The sequence below is a fragment of the Roseibium sp. SCP15 genome, from assembly GCF_040329435.1.
Taxonomy (GTDB): Bacteria; Pseudomonadota; Alphaproteobacteria; order Rhizobiales; family Stappiaceae; genus Roseibium.
This window is the reverse complement of sequence record NZ_JBDZYI010000006.1, coordinates 66628-85262: the sequence shown is the minus strand read 5'-3', so window position 1 is coordinate 85262 and position 18635 is coordinate 66628. Positions and strand designations below refer to the sequence as shown.

Below are 18635 nucleotides of genomic sequence, written 5' to 3'. Positions count from 1 at the left end.
AAAAACGATCATTAACAATCATTATGCGTCGCAATATGATTATTTTTGACATTTTATGATTGACAGTGAGCGTTTTTGGTGGAAACTTTTGAACATCGGGAGGAACACATGCACGAGAAAGAACGCCACAGGATAATTCTATCCGCCGTCCAGGATCGTCCGGTCGTGACTGTCCAGGAACTGGTGGCGTTGACCGATTCCTCGGAGGCGACGATCCGCCGGGACATTGCAACACTGCATGTGCAGAAAAAGTTGCGCCGGGTTCGCGGCGGGGCCGAGTCGATCCATCCACCGCAATTCGTCGGACTGGCCGGACGCCCCTTCAGCGTCAACGAAACGATCAACATCGCGCAAAAACGCGCAATTGCCCAAAAGGCGGTTGAGCTCTGCGAGGATGGCGATGCAATCATCATCAATGGCGGCACGACGACATTTCAGATGGTGCATCCGCTGGCAACCAAGCGCATGCAGGTGTTCACCAACTCCTTTCCGATTGCCGAGCATCTTCTGAAGAATTCCAAAAACACGATCATGCTTTCGGGTGGCGCGATCTATCGCGAGCAGAACATCATTCTGAGCCCGTTCGACAATGACGTGACGCGGAATTTCTATGCCAAGCGCATGTTCATGGGCGCTCAAGGATTGGGCCCTCTCGGACTGATGGAAGCCGACCCCTTGCTGATCCAGGCCGAACAGAAACTCATCGGACAGGCAGACGAACTGGTGGTTCTGGTGGATTCATCCAAATTCAGCGCCCGCTCCAGCCTGATCCTGTGTCCGCTGGAACGGATCTCGACCGTGGTCACGGACGAAGGCATTCCCGATAGCGCGGCCAACATGCTCGAGCAGGCAGACGTGAAATTGATCGTGGCGCAATCGAACGCCGCACAAACCAAGGCAACCTCAAGCGGTTAGCCGGAATTCTGCCGAGACCTGGGAGGGCCGGCAGCTATCTAGGGAGGAAGACAATGAAACTCTTCAAATCACTTCTGGCTGCAACTGCCGTTGCCGCCGTCTGTATAGCTGGACCGGCACAGGCCGAAACCAAACGCATTGCCCTTGTCGTCAAGGCACTCGGCATCGGCTTCTTCGAGGCGGCCGCCAAGGGGGCCGAGGAAGCCGCCAAGGAACTTGGTGATGTTGAAATCATCTACACCGGACCGACCGACACGACAGCGGAAGGACAGATCGAAGTCATTAATGCGCTGATTGCGCAGAAGGTCGATGCAATCGCCATTTCCGCAAATGATCAGGACGCCCTGGTTCCGGCACTGAAGAAAGCCATGCAACGCGGCATTACGGTGGTTTCCTGGGATTCAGGCGTCGCGCCCGAGGGCCGCCAACTGCACCTCAATCCCTCTTCCAATCCTCTGATCGGCAACATGATCATCAAACTGGCGGCAGACCACCTGCCTGATGGTGGCGACGTTGCTGTTCTCTCCGCTTCCGCTACGGCGACGAACCAGAACACCTGGATCGAAGAGATGAACAAGGTGAAGGGCAATTATCCGGGCATCAATGTCGTTGCGACCGTTTACGGCGATGACCTGGCCGACAAGTCCTATCGCGAAGCGCAGGGCCTCATGCAGACTTACCCTGATCTGAAAGCGATTATCGCCCCGACATCCGTGGGTATCGTTGCCGCTGCGCAGGCCGTGTCTGACGCCGAAAAAGCCGGTCAGATCAACGTGACCGGACTGGGCCTGCCTTCTGAGATGGCCGGCCACATCGACTCCGGTGCCTCGAAGTCCTTTGCGATCTGGAACCCGATCGATCTCGGTTACTCCGCCACCATGCTTGCCTACAATCTGGCGAATGGTAACGCCGAAGCAAAGCCAGGTGCTGAAATTCCGATGGGCCGCATGGGATCCCTGACACTTGATGATAACAATGAAGGCGCGATGGCTGACCCGTTTGTCTATGACAGCTCCAACATCGACGACTTCAAGGATATCTTCTAAGCTTTAGGTTCCAGGCAATTGACGGCCCGGCGAACAGTGCCGGGCCTTTCCAAACCCAATAACAACAATAGTCACCGGGGTACTGGTAATGCTTGCGAACTCGCAGGGCATCGAGAACGTGCACGCGCACGCAACACAAGGAGCAGCGCCGGTTCTTTCGCTGGAGGGCATTTCGAAGTCCTTTCCAGGCGTCAAGGCGCTCTCTGAGGTCGCGCTCGAACTCTACCCCGGTGAAGTCACCGCGCTGGTCGGCGAAAACGGTGCGGGAAAATCCACCATCGTGAAAGTCCTGACAGGCATCTATCAGCCAGATGGCGGCCGGATTTCCATCAACGGCCAACCCGTCTCCTTTCCAACGGCGCAGGATGCGGGCAAGGCTGGCGTCACCGCCATTCACCAGGAAACCGTACTCTTCGACGACTTGTCGGTAGCGGAAAACATATTCATAGGGCACGCACCGAAAACCCGCTTTGGCCTGATCGACCGTGCAGAGATGCTGCGCAAGTCCAAGGATCTGCTCGATCGGATAGGTGCGCAGATAGATCCGAAAGTAACGCTGAAAGATCTCGGCATCGCCAACAAGCACCTTGTCGCCATTGCGCGGGCGCTTTCCGTGGACGCGAAAATCGTGATCATGGATGAGCCGACCGCATCTCTGTCGCACAAGGAAATCGAAGAAACCTACGAACTCGTCGAGCGGCTGAAGGCGGAAGGCAAGGCAATCCTCTTCATCAGCCACAAATTCGATGAGATCTTCCGGATCGCAGACCGTTTCACGGTGTTTCGGGATGGCCAGATGGTCGGTGCGGGAAAAATCTCCGATGTCACCGAACAGGATCTTGTCCGCCTGATGGTTGGACGGTCGGTCGATCAGGTTTTTCCCGAGCGCAATTCCAATCCGGGAGAGGAAGTTTTCAAGGTCGCCGGCTACTGCCATCCCACGGAATTCGAGGATATCGGCTTCTCATTGCGAAGGGGAGAAATCCTTGGTTTCTACGGATTGGTCGGTGCGGGCCGAAGTGAAGTCATGCAGGCGCTCTTCGGCGTGACCAAACCGTCGAAAGGCGCGATACGCATTGACGGGGAAATCGCTGTTATCCGGTCGCCTGACGAAGCGATCAGCCACGGTATCGTCTATGTGCCTGAGGATCGCGGCAGGCAGGGGGCAATCAAGGGATTGCCTATCTTCCAGAACGTTTCTCTGCCCTCGCTGAAGAAGACCTCGAAGAACGGTTTTCTCCGACTGGCCGAGGAGTTCAAACTGGCGCGCGATTACACTCAGCGCCTTGATTTACGCGCAGCAGCACTTGATCAGGACATTGGCGAACTTTCCGGCGGCAACCAGCAAAAGGTGGTCATCGCCAAATGGCTGGCGACGCAGCCGCGAGTCATCATCCTGGATGAACCGACCAAGGGCATCGATATCGGCTCCAAGGCGGCGGTGCATGAATTCATGGCTGAACTGGCGGCCGAAGGGCTCGCCGTCATCATGGTTTCTTCCGAGATTCCGGAAATTTTGGGCATGTCGGATCGGGTGATCGTCATGCGCGAAGGTCGTATCGCGGCGGAGTTTGAAGGTGGTGACCTCACTCCGGAACATCTTGTCAGGGCGGCAGCCGGCATCTCGGAGGTGAAGTCATGATCCAATCGTTGATCAAGTCTCGCGAGGGCATTCTGGCAGCAGCCATCCTGGCGCTCCTGTTGGTGATCTCGACACGCTTTCCAGCCTTTGCAGCTCCAAAGAACCTGGCCAGTGTGTTCAACGACACCGCCCCGCTGATCATTCTTGCTCTTGGGCAGATGGCCGTCATTCTGACCCGCTGCATCGATCTTTCCGTCGCCGCAAATCTGGCTCTGACAGGCATGGTTGTCGCAATGCTCAACACCGCCATGCCGGACTTGCCTGTTCCCGTGATCCTGCTGATCGCCATTGGCCTTGGAACGCTGATGGGTCTGGTGAACGGTCTGCTGGTCTGGAAGCTCGACATTCCGCCGATTGTCGTCACGCTCGGTACAATGACCATTTATCGCGGCATCATCTTTGTGATTTCGGGCGGGGAATGGATCAACGCCCATGAGATGAGCCCGGCCTTCAAGGCCTTCCCGCGAGAAGTCATTCTTGGCCTGCCGGTTCTCTCCTGGATGGCCATTCTGGTCGTTGTCGGCTTCATCATTCTGGTTGGCAGAAGCCCGCTCGGTCGCGCCTTCTATGCCGTGGGCGGCAATCCTCATGCTGCAGTCTACACCGGCATAAATGTCGGCCGAACCCAGTGCGCGGCCTTCATTCTGTCCGGGGCCCTGGCCGGTTTGACGGGATATCTCTGGGTTGCCCGCTATGCTGTTGCCTATGTCGATATTGCAGGTGGTTTCGAACTGGAGGTGGTTGCGGCCTGCGTCATCGGCGGAATTTCGATTGCCGGCGGCATCGGCTCTGTGGGAGGCGCCCTGCTCGGAGCCCTGTTCCTCGGCATCGTCAAGAACGCGCTGCCAGTCGTCAACATTTCGCCTTTCTGGCAGCTCGCCATTTCGGGCAGCGCAATCATCATCGCCGTCGCCTTCAATGCAACGTCCAACCGGACCAAGGGCCGGGTCATTCTGAAAAAAGCGGAGCACGCGTTATGAGCCTTGCCTCAGGCACCTCTCAGGTTTCAGATCGCCAGATACCGGACCGGCTAAGGTCTCCTCTGCAACGTTTTCTCGCGAGTTGGGAACTGTTGCTGCTCGGCGTTGCCGTCGCGGTGTTCATCATCAACAGCTTCGCATCACCCTATTTCCTCGACCCTTGGAACCTTTCCGACGCGACGTTCAATTTCACCGAAAAGGCGCTGATCGCCTTTGCCATGGCGTTGCTGATCATTTCGGGCGAAATCGACCTTTCTGTCGCATCGATCATCGCGCTCGCGTCGACCGCGATGGGTTTTGCCGTCCAGCTGGGAGCTGATACCTCCATTCTGGTTTTGATCGGCCTCGGTGTTGGGCTTGCCTGCGGAGCATTCAACGGTTTTCTGGTGACGGGATTCGGATTGCCGTCGATTGTCGTCACCATCGGAACAATGAGCCTGTTCCGGGGCATCTCCTATATCGTGCTCGGGGACAAAGCCTACACAGGTTACCCGTCCGATTTTGCCTTTTTCGGACAAGGCTATGTCTGGTGGGTGATTTCCTTTGAGCTCGTCCTGTTTGCCGTGATGGCAATCCTGTTTGCCATTCTTCTGCACCGGACAAATTTCGGCCGTGCGGTTTATGTCATCGGCAACAACCCGGTCGGCGCTCTCTTTTCCGGAATTCAGGTTTCCAGAGTGAAATTCATACTGTTCCTGCTGACAGGAGTTATGTCGGGTGTGGCCGCCATTTGCCTGACGTCCAGACTTGGAGCGACGCGTCCCTCCATCGCTTTTGGTTGGGAGCTTGAAGTCGTCACCATGGTGGTGCTTGGCGGGATCAGTATTCTGGGCGGATCGGGAACCATCCCCGGTGTCGTCATCGCCGCCTTCGTCATGGGCATGGTTACATTCGGCTTCGGCCTCTTGAATGTTCCGGGCATCGTGATGTCGATCTTCATCGGCCTGCTCCTGATCGCTGTAATCGCACTTCCCAGGATTGCCCGGCAGCTGCTTGCCCGCAGGAGAACATGACCCATGGAAAAATTTGCATTCAGGATGCAGCTCAATCCGGGCATGGAAGCAGAATACAGAAAGCGCCATGACGAGATCTGGCCCGAACTTGTCGCTCTGCTGAAAGAGGCCGGTATCCGGGACTATTCCATTCACCTTGACCCTCAGACACACATTCTTTTCGGGGTCCTGTGGCGTTCCGACGATCACAAGATGGAAGACCTGCCGTCTCATCCGGTCATGCAAAAGTGGTGGGCGCATATGGCGGACATCATGGAAACCGGATCGGACAATGAACCCGTCGCCATTCCGCTTGAAACCGTCTTTCACATGGACTGAAAGCGGATGAGGGATGTGAAACATGTCGGCGTGATCGATATCGGTAAGACAAATGCAAAAGTGGCTGTCGTCGATATTGAAACCGAACGGGAAACCGGAGTTCTGACTCGGCCCAACAAAGTGCTGTCAGGTCCCCCCTATCCACATTACGACATCGACGGGCACTGGCACTTCATTTGCGATGCCCTGAAGCAGCTTCATTCAGATTTCGGCGTAGATGCCATTTCGGTCACGACCCACGGCGCGTCGGCTGTCCTACTAAAAGAAGACGGCACTCTCGCCGCACCTGTTCTGGACTACGAATTCGATGGCCCGGACACGCTTGCAGCCGATTATGATGCGATCCGTCCGGAGTTTTCCGAAACAGGCTCCCCCCGTCTTGGAATGGGACTGAATGTCGGTGCCCAGTTGTTCTGGCAATTCAAGTCAGATCCAATGCTGCGCGACAGAACGGCGACCATTCTGACTTACCCGCAATACTGGACCTACCGCCTCACCGGAATTCGCGCCAATGAGGTAACCTCTCTCGGGTGCCACACGGATTTGTGGAACCCGTCGCAAAACTGCTTTTCCTCGCTTGTTACGCGCATGGAACTTGCCGGCAAAATGGCACCGGTCCACCGCGCGATCGACACGCTCGGTCCGGTCCTGCCGGAGGTGACGGCACTGACCGGATTGCCGGAGACCGTTCCCGTCTCGTGCGGAATTCACGATTCCAACGCATCTCTGCTTCCGCACCTCCTAAGGCGTGAAGCTCCCTTCTCGGTCGTCTCGACCGGCACCTGGGTCATCGTTTTGGCGATTGACGGAGAGCCTGTTCAACTCGACCCTGCACGGGACACGCTGATCAATGTCAACGCTCTTGGTGACCCTGTACCGTCGGCCCGTTTCATGGGAGGACGCGAGTTCGAATTGGTCCTGGACGGTCGTCCATGCACGGCAACTGACACTGAAGCCCGAAAAGTCGTTGAACAGAGCGTGATGCTGCTCCCGGCCGTTGATCCCCGCTCCGGGCCCTTTCAGGGAAAGAGCCATCGCTGGACCGCCGCCGAAACAGAATTGACGGACGGAGAGCGCTTTGCCGCTCTTTCCTTCTATCTTGCCTTGATGACCGCAGAATGCCTTGCCATGACGGGAGCGAAAGGGCCCATCATTGTGGAAGGGCCGTTTGCATCCAATTCCCTCTACAAGCGCATGCTGGAAGCCGCAACGAACCGGCCGGTTGAAGCCGCCGAAGGCTCTGTCACCGGAACCAGCATCGGAGCGGCCTTGCTGGCCAAAGGACCTCAACGCCAGAACGATTCCATGGCCGACAACAGCAAACAAACCCTAACCATCACTCCGGCATTTTCCGGCTATGCAGCAAAGTGGCGCGACCTCGTGCACTGAATCGCCTTGCTGAATTCCTTCATCCGGCCTAGGCGTGTGTTTTGCAAACCCGCAAGCAAACCGGACAATGCAGGATAGGTCATGAGCAGGTTCTGGAGCCCCATCGTGGAAAGACTGGTTCCCTATACGCCGGGGGAGCAACCCAAGAACCAGGTTTTCATCAAGCTCAACACCAATGAAAATCCATATGGGCCATCGCCCAGCGCACTGGATGCGATACGAGCTGCAACAGATGTCGGGCTGAGGCTTTATCCGGACCCCGAGGCTACCGACCTGAAATCGGCCATTGGAGCTGACCTCCAACTCGGATCGGACAATATCTTTGTCGGCAATGGATCCGACGATGTGCTGGCACACGCATTCAACGCATTCTTCACTGGCAAGGAACCGGTTCTTTTTGCCGATGTTACCTACAGCTTCTACAGAACCTATTGTCGGCTTTACAGCATCGAATATCGGACCATTCCGCTGAACGACGCCTTCGAATATGACCTTGAGGACTATGCGGTTCCTTGCGGCGGTGTCGTCATAGCCAACCCGAATGCTCCGACAGGGATTGCCATGTCTCTGGACAGTCTGGAACAGGTCCTGAGACAAAATCCAGACGTTGTTGTTCTGGTTGACGAAGCCTATGTCGATTTCGGTGCCGAGAGTGCGGTCACGCTTGTGCCCCGGTACGACAACCTTCTCGTGGTCCAGACCTTTTCGAAGTCCCGAAGCCTTGCCGGGATGCGTGTTGGTTTTGCTGCCGGGCAGCCGCACCTCATCGAAGCTCTCAGGCGGATCAAGGACAGTTTCAACTCCTATCCTATAAGCCGTCTGTCACTTGCGGGGGGCCTGGCCGCCTGGAACGACCGGGACTGGTTCGAGACCACTCGCGACAAGGTCGTTGTTGACCGGAAGCGAGTTGCAGAAGCTCTCAAGGTTCAGGGATTCACCGTGTTGCCGTCGGCAACAAATTTCGTCTTTGCGTCACACAGCAAGGTACCCGCAAGGGACCTGCTCACAGGTCTGCGGTCCCGAGGCATCCTGGTCCGCCATTTCATCCAACCCCGGATCGACAACTGGCTCAGAATTTCCATCGGGTCGTCGCAAGAGTGCGGCAAACTACTGGATGCAACCGGTGACATTCTTCTAGAGACGGCTGCGGGTAGGAAATAACGGCTCCGGAGCGCGTCGTCACAAGTTCAAGACACCCATAGTGTCCTGAAGGAACAATTCCACCGCGCGCCGTTGAACCTGTGACTCCCTGGCTGCGATGTAAAAGGTCGAGGTCCAGCGCAGTTCTTCGTGGGTCAGTTCCTTGAAGGCGCCCCTTTGCACCCAGGCTTGCGCAAAATGATCGGGAAGCGCACCGAGATAGTGTCCGCTCTCGATCAACATCGCCATGGCTTCCATGTTGGCCACCACCGGGCTGGGCTCAGAGGCGGAAACGAGTGCGGCTGTCCCAGGGTCGTAGGCGCGTCGGCAAACCGGATACTTTTGCAAGATGTCCGGTGTGATCTCCTCAGGTGGCGCCGAAAACAAGGGATGGTCCCGGCCGCAATAGAGATTGTGAACCTCGGTACAGATCTCCGCGTAGCTCAGCTCGGCAACCTGGTTCTTGAACGGTGCGATCGCGACATGCAGCAGGCCGGTGATCAGGCCTTGCGTCAAATCCGTCGGCGAGGCGACGACGACTTCCAGCTGGACTTCGTTTTTACGGCTCAGGAATTTCTGCATTGCCGGAACCAACGGAAAGCCTGGAAGACTGCTGATCGTATCGACAATGCCTATGCGCAGATCCCCGGAGATATTGTCCCTGAGCTCGGTGAGTTCTGAATCGAAGTCACGCACACGCCGCAGAACATCCCTCGCCTTCTCATAGGCAATTTTCCCTCGTTCCGTGAGGCAAAAACCGCCGCGTCCGCGCTCGCAGACCCGGTAGCCAAGGGTGATTTCCAGGTCACGGATGCGGCAGCTTATTGCCGATTGCGTGATGCCCAGACGATGTTGCGCGTCGCTGAAGCCACCACATTCAACGACCGCCACGAAAGTCTCCAGCAGTGTATTGCGAAGCAATTTCATGACGTTCTCCATGATATCGGGATTACATGAATTTCGTTCATGTAAGGATCATATAAACGATATTTTTTAACGAAAGGCAATGTGATGTTCTCTGCCCACTCAGTTCCACTTTGAAATCTCTGGGAGGAGAACCAGCATGAAATTCAAGTTCCCGATCCTGAAGTCTGCAGCGGTTGTGGCCGCACTCGGACTGGCCCCTTTCAGCGCACAGGCTGAAGACTGGAAATTTGCCATCGAGGAAATTCCGGGCTCGATCATGGACGCCTATGCGCAGGAGTTCAAAAAGCGCATCGAGACCGCAACCAACGGCGAAGTGACAGTCACCGTCTACCCGATGGGAACCCTCGGCACGCCGACCCAGACAGTCGAACAGGCTGCCGACAACGTCATCCAGTTCACCAACGTCTCCATCGGCAACCTCGGCACCATCGTGCCGGAAAGCCAGGTGTTCCTGCTGCCTTACCTGCTGCCGTCCGATCCAGCTGCAATCTCGAACATTCTCAGTAGCTCGGAAACCATCTACGGGCCTCTCAACGAGGATTTCCGCCAGCGTGGCCTGGAAGTGCTGACGATGTATTCCGAAGGCGCGCAGGTCTGGACCACCAACCGGGAAATCCGCTCGCCGGAAGATTTCTCCAACTTCAAGATGCGCGTCATGGTGTCCCCGATCCTTCTGGAGACCTACAAAAATATGGGTGCCAGCCCGACCCCGCTGCCTTTCGGCGAGGTATTCGGGGCCTTGCAGCTCGGCGCGGTTGACGGCCAGGTGAACCCGATCCCGACCATTGAGGAAATGAAGTTCTACGAGGTTACCAGCCACCTGATCTGGGCCGGTGAACAGGAACTCGTGACCACCGTTGTCGCCGGATCCGACTGGTTCGAGACCCTGTCTCCGGATCGCCAGAAGCTGGTTCGCGACACCATGGCCGACATGACCGGTTTCATTGACGGTGTGGTCACGGACTTCAACCAGAAGCGACTGGACATCATCAAGGAAGCGAAACCGGATATCGGCATCGTCGTCCTGACCGAAGAAGAGCGTGACGCCTTTCGTGCCCGCAGCGGTGACACCGCAGCAGCCTACATAGAAACTGCCGGTGCACGTGGCCAGGAGCTGCTGGACGCTCTGCAGGCTGAAATCCAAGCCTCCCAGTAAGCCTGTTCGGTCAAACCGTCCCCTGCGTGGTTCGCGCAGGGGACACAACACCGGGAGGGGATCATGCAGGAGAGCAAATCCGCATCGCTCAGCATCCTTGGCAAGGTCGATGCCGTCATCGGCAAGATCGAAGTTCAGATCCTGAGCTGGGGTATCATCCTGATGGCGGCAAACACGATCGCCAACGTGCTTGGCCGCTACGTGTTTCATCAATCCATCTATTTTTCCGAAGAGCTCAACGAGTTCCTGATCGTGATCGTCACCTTCATGGGACTGGGCTATGCCACGCGAAAAGGCATCCATATCCGCATGTCGGCGATCTATGACGCCCTGCCATTGAAGGCGCGCAAGATCCTGATGATCGTCATCGCGCTTACAACGGCGATCATGATGGCGGTTCTTGCCTGGTATGCCTACGAATATGTCGCCAAGGTTGCGCGCAGGGGACGTGTGACGCCGTCGCTGCAGGTGCCGCTTTATCTCACCTATATCTGGGTGGTGGTCGGCCTGGCGCTGACGTCCCTTCAATACTTCCTGACGGCCCTTCGCAACCTGAACCTCGCCGAAGAAGAGGTCTATGTCTCTTACGTCGAGGTGGACAGCTACGAAGATCCGGAAACCACTGCAGCGCTTAGCCGCTATGCAGATCAGCAAGGTGAGGAGAGCAAGTCATGACCGAGCTCATGCTCATTGTGATGGTTGTCCTGCTGCTGGCAGGATTTCCGATGAAGATGCCGCTGATTTCGGCAGCCGTGCTCGGGTTTCTCGTCTATTTCCCGGACATGAACCTGCAGATCCTGGTTCAGCAGATGATCGGCGGGGTCAAGCCAGCAGCGCTGATCGCCGTGCCGATGTTCATTCTGGCAGCCGACATCATCACCCGGGGCCACTCGGCAAACAGGCTGATCGACGTGGTCATGAGTTTCATGGGGCACATCAAGGGTGGTCTTGCGATCTCGGTCACCAGCGCCTGCGCCCTGTTCGGCGCGGTCTGCGGATCCACCCAGGCAACCGTTGTCGCCATTGGCGGCGCCATGCGTCCCCGCATGCTGAAATCGGGCTACAATGACAGCTTCGCGATCGGCCTGATCGTCAACGCAGCCGACCTCGCCTATCTGATCCCGCCCTCCATCGGCATGATCATTTACGGGGTTGTCTCGGGCACTTCGATCTCGCAGCTCTTTATTGCAGGGATCGTACCGGGTCTTCTGATCGTGGCGCTCTTTTCCGCCTATTGCATGTGGTACGCGATCCGTCACGACATTCCTGTCCTGCCCAAGGCTGACTGGGGCGAACGGTTCAAATCGGTTCGCCGAGCCGTCTGGCCGATGGGTTTCCCGCTGATCATTGTCGGCGGCATCTATGGCGGCGTGTTTTCACCCACTGAGGCAGCTGCAATCTGCGTTCTCTACGCGGTCATCCTGGAAGCTGTGGTGTTTCGCTCGATCCGCCTGCGAGATTTGCCCGACATCGCCTTGTCGACGGGTGCGATCACGTCGGTCGTCTTCATCCTGATCGCCGCCGGAGCCGCCTTCTCCTGGACCTTGTCGTTCGCCCAGGTTCCGCAGACGATCATCTCCGCACTCGGGCTGAGTGAAGCCGGACCGCTCACGGTTCTGCTTGCGATCAACATCGCCTTCTTTGTCGGCTGCATGTTCGTGGATTCGATCGTGGTGATCCTGATCCTGGTGCCGATCTTCGCACCCATGATCAAGGCGACCGGTCTCGATCCGGTGCTGGTCGGGGTGCTGATCACGCTCCAGGTGGCCATTGGTGCGGCAACACCGCCATTCGGCTGTAACCTCTTCACCGCGATTGCCGTATTCCGGCGCCCGTTTGTGGATGTGGTGCGAGGTGTGCCACCTTTCCTCATCATCTTGCTGGTGGTCACCGGTCTCCTGGTCGCCTTCCCGCAAATCGCCCTGTTCCTGCCGGAACTGGCCTACAGATAAACAACACGGAGAAATTCATGTCAGGACATGGCTATGAATCAGGTCGCTTGAACTTGCCATTCGTCGGCATCGCCACCTTTGGCAAGAAGGAATATGTCGCCGACTGGGACAAGATCGACGCCGATGTCGCAATCCTTGGTGCCCCGTTCGATTTCGGGTGTCAGTTCCGTTCCGGCGCCCGCTTCGGTCCGCGGTCGGTACGCGAAGCCTCGACGCTGTTCAGCTTCGGTCACGCCGGCGCCTATGATCATGAAGACGACGCCACCTATCTGGGCGAAGACGTGCGGATCGTCGATATCGGCGATGCCGACATCGTCCATACCAAAACCGAGGAAAGTCACGCCAATATCGAATACGGCGTGAAGAAAATCCTCGACGCCGGTGCCCTGCCGGTGACCATCGGCGGCGATCACTCCGTCAATATTCCCTGCGTCAATGCTTTCAAGGATGACTGTGCGAAGAATGGTCCGATCCACGTGATCCAGATCGATGCGCATCTGGATTTTGTCGACGAGCGCCACGGTGTCACCGTTGGACATGGCAACCCCATGCGCCGCGCGATCGAAAAGGACTACGTGTCCGGGATGACCCAATTGGGTATCCGCAACGTGTCGTCCACGGCCAGGGAAGGATATGAAGACGCCCGTGCGCGCGGTTCGGACATTCTTTCCGTTCGTCAGGTGCGCAAGCTTGGAACCGAGCAGGTGCTGGCACGCATTCCGGAAGGCGCCCGCTATTACGTCACTATCGACATCGACGCTTTCTGTCCGTCAATCGCTCCGGGAACGGGCACCCCCAGCCATGGTGGTTTCCAGTATTATGACGTGCTGGAAATTCTGCAGGGCCTGTCAAAACAGGGAAACGTGGTCGGCATCGACCTTGTGGAAGTCGCGCCTGACTATGACCCGAGCCAAAGCACGCAAGTCCTGGCTGCCCAGTTGCTGCTGAACTTCATCGGCTTCATTTTCCATAATAAGAAATAATTTCCCTTTCTGTAGATTCCCCCTTCAGAAAAGGTTCCTGTCAGCCTGACGCAATGCTCCGGAAAGCGCGTCAGGCTGTTTTTTTGTGAGAAAAGTGGCGCAAACATGCAAACAGGCCGGGCTCTCTCATATGGAACCCAGCCTGTCTGACGCCATTTTCTGTTTCTTTCAGATGGAAACAGAAGACCTATTCCAAAGACACCCAGAGAACCTTAGCGTCTTCCTTGCTTGTGGAGACGCACCCGTGGCCCATGCCGCTATCATAATAAACGGAATCGCCTGCCTTGAGCGCGAGCGGGCGGTAGTGCTCGGTGAACAGGGTCAACTCTCCGCTGATCACATACATGAATTCCTCGCCGCGATGGCGGATCCACGCTTCGAATTCGGAAACATCCCTGGCCTTGATCGTGCTAATATAGGGAAACATCCGTTTGCTGGTCAGCTCGGTGCATAATAACTCGTGACTGTAGGTCGGCGTGTCCTGCTGTTCCCCCTGACCGGCAATGGTAACATCGCGCCGGCCTGAAATATCACTCGGCCCCGATTGAACGAACAACTGCGGCGTTTTCAGCTCCAACGCCTTCGTCAGGCGACGAACGATATCGAAACTCGGACGCGTCTGGTTGTTTTCGATCTTCGACAGGGTCGATCGGCCAATTCCGGCCGCCTTGCCAGCTTCCTCGAGAGTCCAGCCTTTTTGCAGGCGCGCCTCGCGGATCATTTTTCCCAGGTGATCGGGATCCACCGCCTCAGCGATCTCTTCGTCTTTGTTCTGAGAAACCGGTTCCATCATCTGCCTTTCAACTGCTCCATCGTAAGTCGCACATTCTCGAAAACTGGTCAAATTTCTCTAACGAAAACATTTGTTGCAAAAATAAGAAAAGTTTCCTATAAGAAACATTAGACGCCTTAGGGGAAACGGGTGGCATTTCGGAAATCACGTGGAGGAAGAAATGTTTCGGACTAATCTGGATGTTGCAGACCCGGTCATTGCGAAGTCGATTGACCGTGAAGCAGAGCGTCAGGCCGATCAGATCGAATTGATCGCCTCGGAAAATATCGTCTCTAAAGCCGTGCTTCAGGCTCAGGGCTCCGTCCTGACCAACAAATACGCCGAAGGCTATCCGGGACGGCGCTACTACGGCGGCTGCGAATATGTCGATGAAGTCGAAGCAGAAGCCATCGACCGGTTGAAGAAACTGTTCGGCGCAGAATTCGCCAACGTCCAGCCTCACTCCGGCGCGCAGGCAAACGGCGCGGTGAAACTGGCTCTCCTGAAGCCGGGCGACACGATCCTCGGCATGTCCCTTGATGCAGGTGGTCACCTGACGCATGGCGCAAAGCCGGCTCAGTCAGGCAAATGGTTCCGTCCGGTTCAATACGGACTGACTGCTGAAGGCGTCATCGATTACGATCAGGTGGCCGAATTGGCACGGGCCGAAAAGCCGCATCTGATCATCGCCGGTGCTTCCGCCTATTCCCGCATCATCGATTTCAAGAAGTTCCGCGAGATCGCCGACGAAGTTGGCGCCTGGCTTCTGGTCGACATGGCCCACATCGCCGGACTGGTGGCCACAGGCCTGCATCCTTCGCCGATGCCCCATGCCCATGTCGTGACGTCGACCACCCACAAGACCCTGCGCGGTCCGCGTGGCGGCGTCATTCTGACCAATGACGAAGCGTTGGCGAAAAAGATCAACTCTGCAGTCTTTCCGGGCTTGCAGGGCGGACCGCTGATGCACGTGATCGCGGCCAAGGCCGTGGCCTTCGGTGAAGCCCTGAAGCCGGACTTCAAGGAATACTGCCAACGCGTCGTCGACAGCGCCAAGGCACTGTCCGACGTCATGACCGAACGCGGCTGCGCGATCGTTTCGGGTGGAACGGACAATCACCTGATGCTGGTCGACCTTCGCCCCAAGGGCGTGAAGGGAAATGCCGCCGAAGCAGCGCTGGAACGAGCCGGCATCACCTGCAACAAGAACGGCGTTCCCGATGATCCCGAGAAGCCGACCGTCACCAGCGGCGTTCGTCTTGGTACAGCGGCTGGATGCTCTCGCGGATTCGGTCCCGAGGAATTCAGCAAGATCGGTCACCTGATCAGCGATGTTCTGGACGCATTGGCTGCAAATCCGGACGGCAATGCCGAGGTCGAAGCTGCGACCCGGGCCCAGGTCTCCGAACTGTGCAAACAATTCCCGATTTATGACGAGCGCTGAGGCGATCCAAATGCAAAACTTTGACCTTGTCGTCATTGGCGGCGGCCCGGGCGGCTATGTGGCTGCCATCCGCGCTGCGCAACTGGGCTTGAGCGTTGCCTGTGTTGAAGGCCGCGGCTCTCTTGGCGGAACCTGCCTGAATGTGGGCTGCATTCCCTCCAAGGCTCTGCTGACCTCGTCAGCCAAATATGCGGAACTGTCCCATCTGTCGGCCCATGGTATCGGCGTGGAAGGCACATCGCTCGACCTTGGCGCGATGATGGGACGCAAGGACAAGGTTGTCGGTGACCTGACCAAGGGCATTGCCTTCCTGTTCAAGAAAAACGGTGTTGAGCTGGTCGAAGGCTGGGCTTCAATTCCCGAGGCAGGTCAGGTGCGCGTTGCCACCGGCGACGGCGAGACCATGCTTGCCGCGAAAAACATCCTGATTGCGACCGGCTCCGAGCCGACCCCGCTTCCCGGCATCGAGATCGATGAAACCGATGTCCTGAGCAGCACCGGAGCGTTGGCCCTCTCAGAGGTGCCTCAGCACCTTGCGGTGATCGGAGCAGGCGTTATCGGTCTCGAACTCGGCCAAGTCTGGTCGCGTCTCGGTGCAAAAGTGACAGTGGTTGAGTATCTCGACCGGATCCTGCCAGGAATTGACGGCGAGATCGCCAAGCTGGCGCAGCGGGCACTTTCGAAGCGTGGTCTCAAGTTTCAGCTCGGCCGGAAGGTCACCGGGATCGAACGGGGCGCTGACGGTCTGACCCTGTCCCTGGAGCGCGTTGGCAAGGATGTCGCCGAAACGCTTGAGGCCGACAAGGTTCTTGTGGCGATCGGCCGTCGTCCGGTGACACGCGGCCTCGGACTGGACTCGCTCGGTGTCAAGGTCAACGGTCGCGGCTTCATTGACGTCGATGACGCATTCCAGACATCTGTTCCAGGCATTTACGCCATCGGCGACTGTGTTCCGGGTCCGATGCTTGCCCACAAGGCGGAAGAAGACGGTGTCGCCTGTGTCGAGATGCTTGCAGGTGAGCATGGTCACGTGGACTACAACACCGTTCCGGGCGTCGTTTACACCGACCCGGAAGTGGCCTCCGTCGGCGTGACCGAGGAAGCTCTCAAAGAAGCTGGTACTGAGTATATCAGCGGCAAATTCAACTTCATGGCCAACAGCCGCGCCCGTTCGACGGGCGAAACCGATGGTGCCGTCAAAGTACTGGCGTCACCCGGCGGCAAACTGCTTGGCGCTCATATTTGCGGCGCCCATGGCGGTGACCTGATCGCGGAACTGGTGCTGGCCATGACCAAGGGCGCCACCGTGGAAGAGGTCGCCAGAACCTGTCATGCCCACCCGGCGATGGGCGAGGCCGTCAAGGAAGCATGTCTTGACGCGCTCGGCCGCGCAATCCACGCTTGAGGCATCGGCGAACAACAACCGACTTCACTCCACCATGTTCAACCTGGCCGGTTGAGGAGTTTGAAGAATTCGTCGCTCTGTTTCGACCACGCCGCATGGTGATGGTTTTCAGAGCATGAACCTAAACGCATTGGGAGGAAAACCATGGAAGCGTTAGACAGTATCGTAGGGGCCATTAATGGCGTTGTGTGGGGGCCGCTCATGCTGGTTCTCATCCTTGGCGTCGGTTTTTTCCTGCAGGTCGGCCTGAAATTCATGCCGATCCTGCGTCTGGGCACGGGCTTCGGTCTGCTGTTCAAGGGACGTCATAGTCAGGGCGCAGGTCAGATCAGCCCGTTCAACGCCTTGATGACATCGCTTTCGGCCACCATCGGTACCGGCAATATCGCCGGCGTGGCAACGGCGATCTTTCTCGGTGGTCCCGGTGCGCTCTTCTGGATGTGGATGACCGCTCTTGTCGGCATGGCCACCAAATATGCAGAAGCCGTGTGCGCGGTGAAATACCGTGAGACCGACGAGCTGGGCAACTTTGTCGGCGGCCCGATGTATTACATCAAGAACGGCCTCGCTTCCCATTGGCATTGGCTCGGCTGGGCTTTCGCCCTGTTCGGCGCAATCGCGGCCTTCGGTATCGGCAACGGCGTACAGGCCAATGGTGTGGCGCACGTTCTGGACGCCAACTTCGGCCTCAACCCGTCCGTGACCGGCGTCGTCCTGATGGTCCTGACCGCAGCGGTCATCCTGGGTGGCATCACCCGCATCGGCGCTGTTGCCGGTAAGCTGGTTCCCTTCATGGCTGTCAGCTACATCGTTGCGGGTCTGCTGGTGCTGCTGATCAATGCCGGTCAGATCATCGAAACGCTGGAACTGGTCTTCACCTATGCCTTCACCCCGTCCGCTGCACAGGGTGGCTTTGCAGGTGCAGCTGTCTGGGCGGCGATCCGGTTCGGTGTCGCGCGCGGCGTCTTCTCCAACGAAGCAGGCCTCGGCTCCGCTCCGATCGCTCACGCTGCCGCTTCCACCAAGGGCCCGGTCAACCAGGGTCTGGTCGCGATGCTCGGCACGTTCATCGACACGATCATCGTTTGTTCGATCACCGGTCTTGCAATCATCAGCTCCGGTGCCTGGACAAGTGGTGAATCGGGTGCGGCCCTGACGTCCCTGGCGTTCGAAACCTCTCTGCCGGGCATCGGTGGCTACCTGATCGCGATCGCGCTGTCGATCTTCGCGTTCACCACCATCCTGGGCTGGTCGTTCTACGGCGAGAAGTGCGTCGGGTTCTTCTTCGGCTACCGTGCCCTGATGCCCTACCGCATCCTCTGGATCGTGATGATCTACTTCGGTGCGACCGCAGATCTCGGCTTCATCTGGCTGCTGGCCGATACGCTCAACGCCATGATGGCCATCCCGAACCTGATCGCTCTGGCTCTGCTCAGCCCGGTCGTCTTCACGCTCACCAGGGAGTTCTTCGCTTCCAACGGTGCGACGGAAGAAGGTGGGACGAGCCCTGCGGAATAAGTGACCACGGGAGGGCCGCACCCCGGCCCTCCCAT

At 57.5% G+C, this 18635-nt stretch carries 17 protein-coding genes; 15 read left to right on the top strand and 2 right to left on the bottom strand.

The window, feature by feature from the left end:
* Positions 1 to 108: 108 nt before the first annotated feature.
* The 8 genes from ABLO27_RS26470 to hisC all read left to right on the top strand — a co-directional run bounded on the left by ABLO27_RS26470 (position 109) and on the right by hisC (position 8464).
* The gene (locus ABLO27_RS26470) at positions 109 to 915 is read left to right on the top strand and encodes a DeoR/GlpR family DNA-binding transcription regulator (protein WP_353037107.1); all 807 of its coding nucleotides are present in this window, start codon (positions 109 to 111) and stop codon (positions 913 to 915) included.
* Between the two features lie 53 nt (positions 916 to 968).
* On the top strand, positions 969 to 1961 hold the full coding sequence (rhaS, locus tag ABLO27_RS26465) for a rhamnose ABC transporter substrate-binding protein (RefSeq protein ID WP_353037106.1): 993 nt from the start codon (positions 969 to 971) through the stop codon (positions 1959 to 1961).
* Positions 1962 to 2049: 88 nt separating this feature from the next.
* A complete protein-coding gene (locus ABLO27_RS26460) occupies positions 2050 to 3603 on the top strand; it encodes a sugar ABC transporter ATP-binding protein (protein ID WP_353037105.1) in 1554 nt (517 codons plus the stop codon).
* A complete protein-coding gene (locus ABLO27_RS26455; protein WP_353037104.1) occupies positions 3600 to 4583 on the top strand; it encodes an ABC transporter permease in 984 nt (327 codons plus the stop codon). The genes ABLO27_RS26460 and ABLO27_RS26455 overlap by 4 nt, the downstream gene beginning before the upstream one ends.
* Positions 4580 to 5596, top strand: a complete 1017-nt coding sequence (locus ABLO27_RS26450; protein WP_353037103.1) for an ABC transporter permease — start codon at positions 4580 to 4582, stop codon at positions 5594 to 5596. Before ABLO27_RS26455 ends, ABLO27_RS26450 begins: the two co-directional genes overlap by 4 nt.
* A 3-nt stretch (positions 5597 to 5599) precedes the next feature.
* Entirely contained in the window at positions 5600 to 5914 is a 315-nt protein-coding gene (gene rhaM, locus ABLO27_RS26445) for an L-rhamnose mutarotase (RefSeq protein WP_353037102.1), read from the top strand.
* A 6-nt stretch (positions 5915 to 5920) separates the two neighbouring features.
* Positions 5921 to 7303: an FGGY-family carbohydrate kinase gene (locus tag ABLO27_RS26440; protein WP_353037101.1), complete on the top strand. Its 1383-nt coding sequence runs from the start codon at positions 5921 to 5923 to the stop codon at positions 7301 to 7303.
* A gap of 81 nt (positions 7304 to 7384) precedes the next feature.
* Complete coding sequence (gene hisC / locus ABLO27_RS26435; RefSeq protein ID WP_353037100.1) at positions 7385 to 8464, top strand: histidinol-phosphate transaminase; 1080 nt, start codon at positions 7385 to 7387, stop codon at positions 8462 to 8464.
* An 18-nt stretch (positions 8465 to 8482) separates the two neighbouring features.
* Here hisC and ABLO27_RS26430 read toward each other — a convergent pair whose 3' ends face one another.
* On the bottom strand, positions 8483 to 9370 hold the full coding sequence (locus ABLO27_RS26430) for a LysR family transcriptional regulator (RefSeq protein ID WP_353037099.1): 888 nt from the start codon (positions 9368 to 9370) through the stop codon (positions 8483 to 8485).
* 136 nt (positions 9371 to 9506) lie between these two features.
* On the opposite strand from ABLO27_RS26430, the gene dctP reads away from it, so the two are divergent.
* From dctP to speB, 4 genes are all read left to right on the top strand, one after another.
* The gene (gene dctP / locus ABLO27_RS26425) at positions 9507 to 10526 is read left to right on the top strand and encodes a TRAP transporter substrate-binding protein DctP (RefSeq protein WP_352948628.1); all 1020 of its coding nucleotides are present in this window, start codon (positions 9507 to 9509) and stop codon (positions 10524 to 10526) included.
* Between the two features lie 63 nt (positions 10527 to 10589).
* Positions 10590 to 11201, top strand: coding sequence for a TRAP transporter small permease (locus ABLO27_RS26420; RefSeq protein WP_353037098.1), 612 nt, complete (start codon positions 10590 to 10592; stop codon positions 11199 to 11201).
* Positions 11198 to 12478 carry a TRAP transporter large permease gene (locus ABLO27_RS26415; RefSeq protein WP_353037097.1) on the top strand — a complete coding sequence of 427 codons (1281 nt, stop codon included), beginning with the start codon at positions 11198 to 11200 and terminating at the stop codon, positions 12476 to 12478. Before ABLO27_RS26420 ends, ABLO27_RS26415 begins: the two co-directional genes overlap by 4 nt.
* 17 nt (positions 12479 to 12495) lie before the next feature.
* Positions 12496 to 13461 (top strand): agmatinase, encoded by a 966-nt coding sequence (gene speB / locus ABLO27_RS26410; protein ID WP_353037096.1) that lies wholly within the window; start codon positions 12496 to 12498, stop codon positions 13459 to 13461.
* A gap of 187 nt (positions 13462 to 13648) precedes the next feature.
* Here speB and ABLO27_RS26405 read toward each other — a convergent pair whose 3' ends face one another.
* Positions 13649 to 14254: a helix-turn-helix domain-containing protein gene (locus ABLO27_RS26405; protein ID WP_353037095.1), complete on the bottom strand. Its 606-nt coding sequence runs from the start codon at positions 14252 to 14254 to the stop codon at positions 13649 to 13651.
* Positions 14255 to 14414: 160 nt separating this feature from the next.
* Here ABLO27_RS26405 and glyA point away from each other — a divergent pair, with 160 nt between their 5' ends.
* The 3 genes from glyA (at position 14415) to ABLO27_RS26390 (ending at position 18600) form a co-directional block, all read left to right on the top strand.
* Entirely contained in the window at positions 14415 to 15677 is a 1263-nt protein-coding gene (gene glyA / locus ABLO27_RS26400) for a serine hydroxymethyltransferase (RefSeq protein ID WP_353037094.1), read from the top strand.
* A 10-nt stretch (positions 15678 to 15687) separates the two neighbouring features.
* Positions 15688 to 17082 carry a dihydrolipoyl dehydrogenase gene (lpdA, locus tag ABLO27_RS26395; RefSeq protein ID WP_353037093.1) on the top strand — a complete coding sequence of 465 codons (1395 nt, stop codon included), beginning with the start codon at positions 15688 to 15690 and terminating at the stop codon, positions 17080 to 17082.
* A 144-nt stretch (positions 17083 to 17226) separates the two neighbouring features.
* On the top strand, positions 17227 to 18600 hold the full coding sequence (locus tag ABLO27_RS26390) for an alanine/glycine:cation symporter family protein (protein ID WP_353037092.1): 1374 nt from the start codon (positions 17227 to 17229) through the stop codon (positions 18598 to 18600).
* Positions 18601 to 18635: the final 35 nt, after the last annotated feature.

Excerpts from the sequence above, each read along its gene's own strand:
- ABLO27_RS26470 (WP_353037107.1), top strand. The coding sequence starts at position 109 with ATGCACGAGAAAGAACGCCACAGGATAATTCTATCCGCCGTCCAGGAT.
- rhaS (WP_353037106.1), top strand. The coding sequence starts at position 969 with ATGAAACTCTTCAAATCACTTCTGGCTGCAACTGCCGTTGCCGCCGTC.
- ABLO27_RS26460 (WP_353037105.1), top strand. The coding sequence starts at position 2,050 with ATGCTTGCGAACTCGCAGGGCATCGAGAACGTGCACGCGCACGCAACA.
- ABLO27_RS26455 (WP_353037104.1), top strand. The coding sequence starts at position 3,600 with ATGATCCAATCGTTGATCAAGTCTCGCGAGGGCATTCTGGCAGCAGCC.
- ABLO27_RS26450 (WP_353037103.1), top strand. The coding sequence starts at position 4,580 with ATGAGCCTTGCCTCAGGCACCTCTCAGGTTTCAGATCGCCAGATACCG.
- rhaM (WP_353037102.1), top strand. The coding sequence starts at position 5,600 with ATGGAAAAATTTGCATTCAGGATGCAGCTCAATCCGGGCATGGAAGCA.
- ABLO27_RS26440 (WP_353037101.1), top strand. The coding sequence starts at position 5,921 with ATGAGGGATGTGAAACATGTCGGCGTGATCGATATCGGTAAGACAAAT.
- hisC (WP_353037100.1), top strand. The coding sequence starts at position 7,385 with ATGAGCAGGTTCTGGAGCCCCATCGTGGAAAGACTGGTTCCCTATACG.
- ABLO27_RS26430 (WP_353037099.1), bottom strand. The coding sequence starts at position 9,370 with ATGAAATTGCTTCGCAATACACTGCTGGAGACTTTCGTGGCGGTCGTT.
- dctP (WP_352948628.1), top strand. The coding sequence starts at position 9,507 with ATGAAATTCAAGTTCCCGATCCTGAAGTCTGCAGCGGTTGTGGCCGCA.
- ABLO27_RS26420 (WP_353037098.1), top strand. The coding sequence starts at position 10,590 with ATGCAGGAGAGCAAATCCGCATCGCTCAGCATCCTTGGCAAGGTCGAT.
- ABLO27_RS26415 (WP_353037097.1), top strand. The coding sequence starts at position 11,198 with ATGACCGAGCTCATGCTCATTGTGATGGTTGTCCTGCTGCTGGCAGGA.
- speB (WP_353037096.1), top strand. The coding sequence starts at position 12,496 with ATGTCAGGACATGGCTATGAATCAGGTCGCTTGAACTTGCCATTCGTC.
- ABLO27_RS26405 (WP_353037095.1), bottom strand. The coding sequence starts at position 14,254 with ATGATGGAACCGGTTTCTCAGAACAAAGACGAAGAGATCGCTGAGGCG.
- glyA (WP_353037094.1), top strand. The coding sequence starts at position 14,415 with ATGTTTCGGACTAATCTGGATGTTGCAGACCCGGTCATTGCGAAGTCG.
- lpdA (WP_353037093.1), top strand. The coding sequence starts at position 15,688 with ATGCAAAACTTTGACCTTGTCGTCATTGGCGGCGGCCCGGGCGGCTAT.
- ABLO27_RS26390 (WP_353037092.1), top strand. The coding sequence starts at position 17,227 with ATGGAAGCGTTAGACAGTATCGTAGGGGCCATTAATGGCGTTGTGTGG.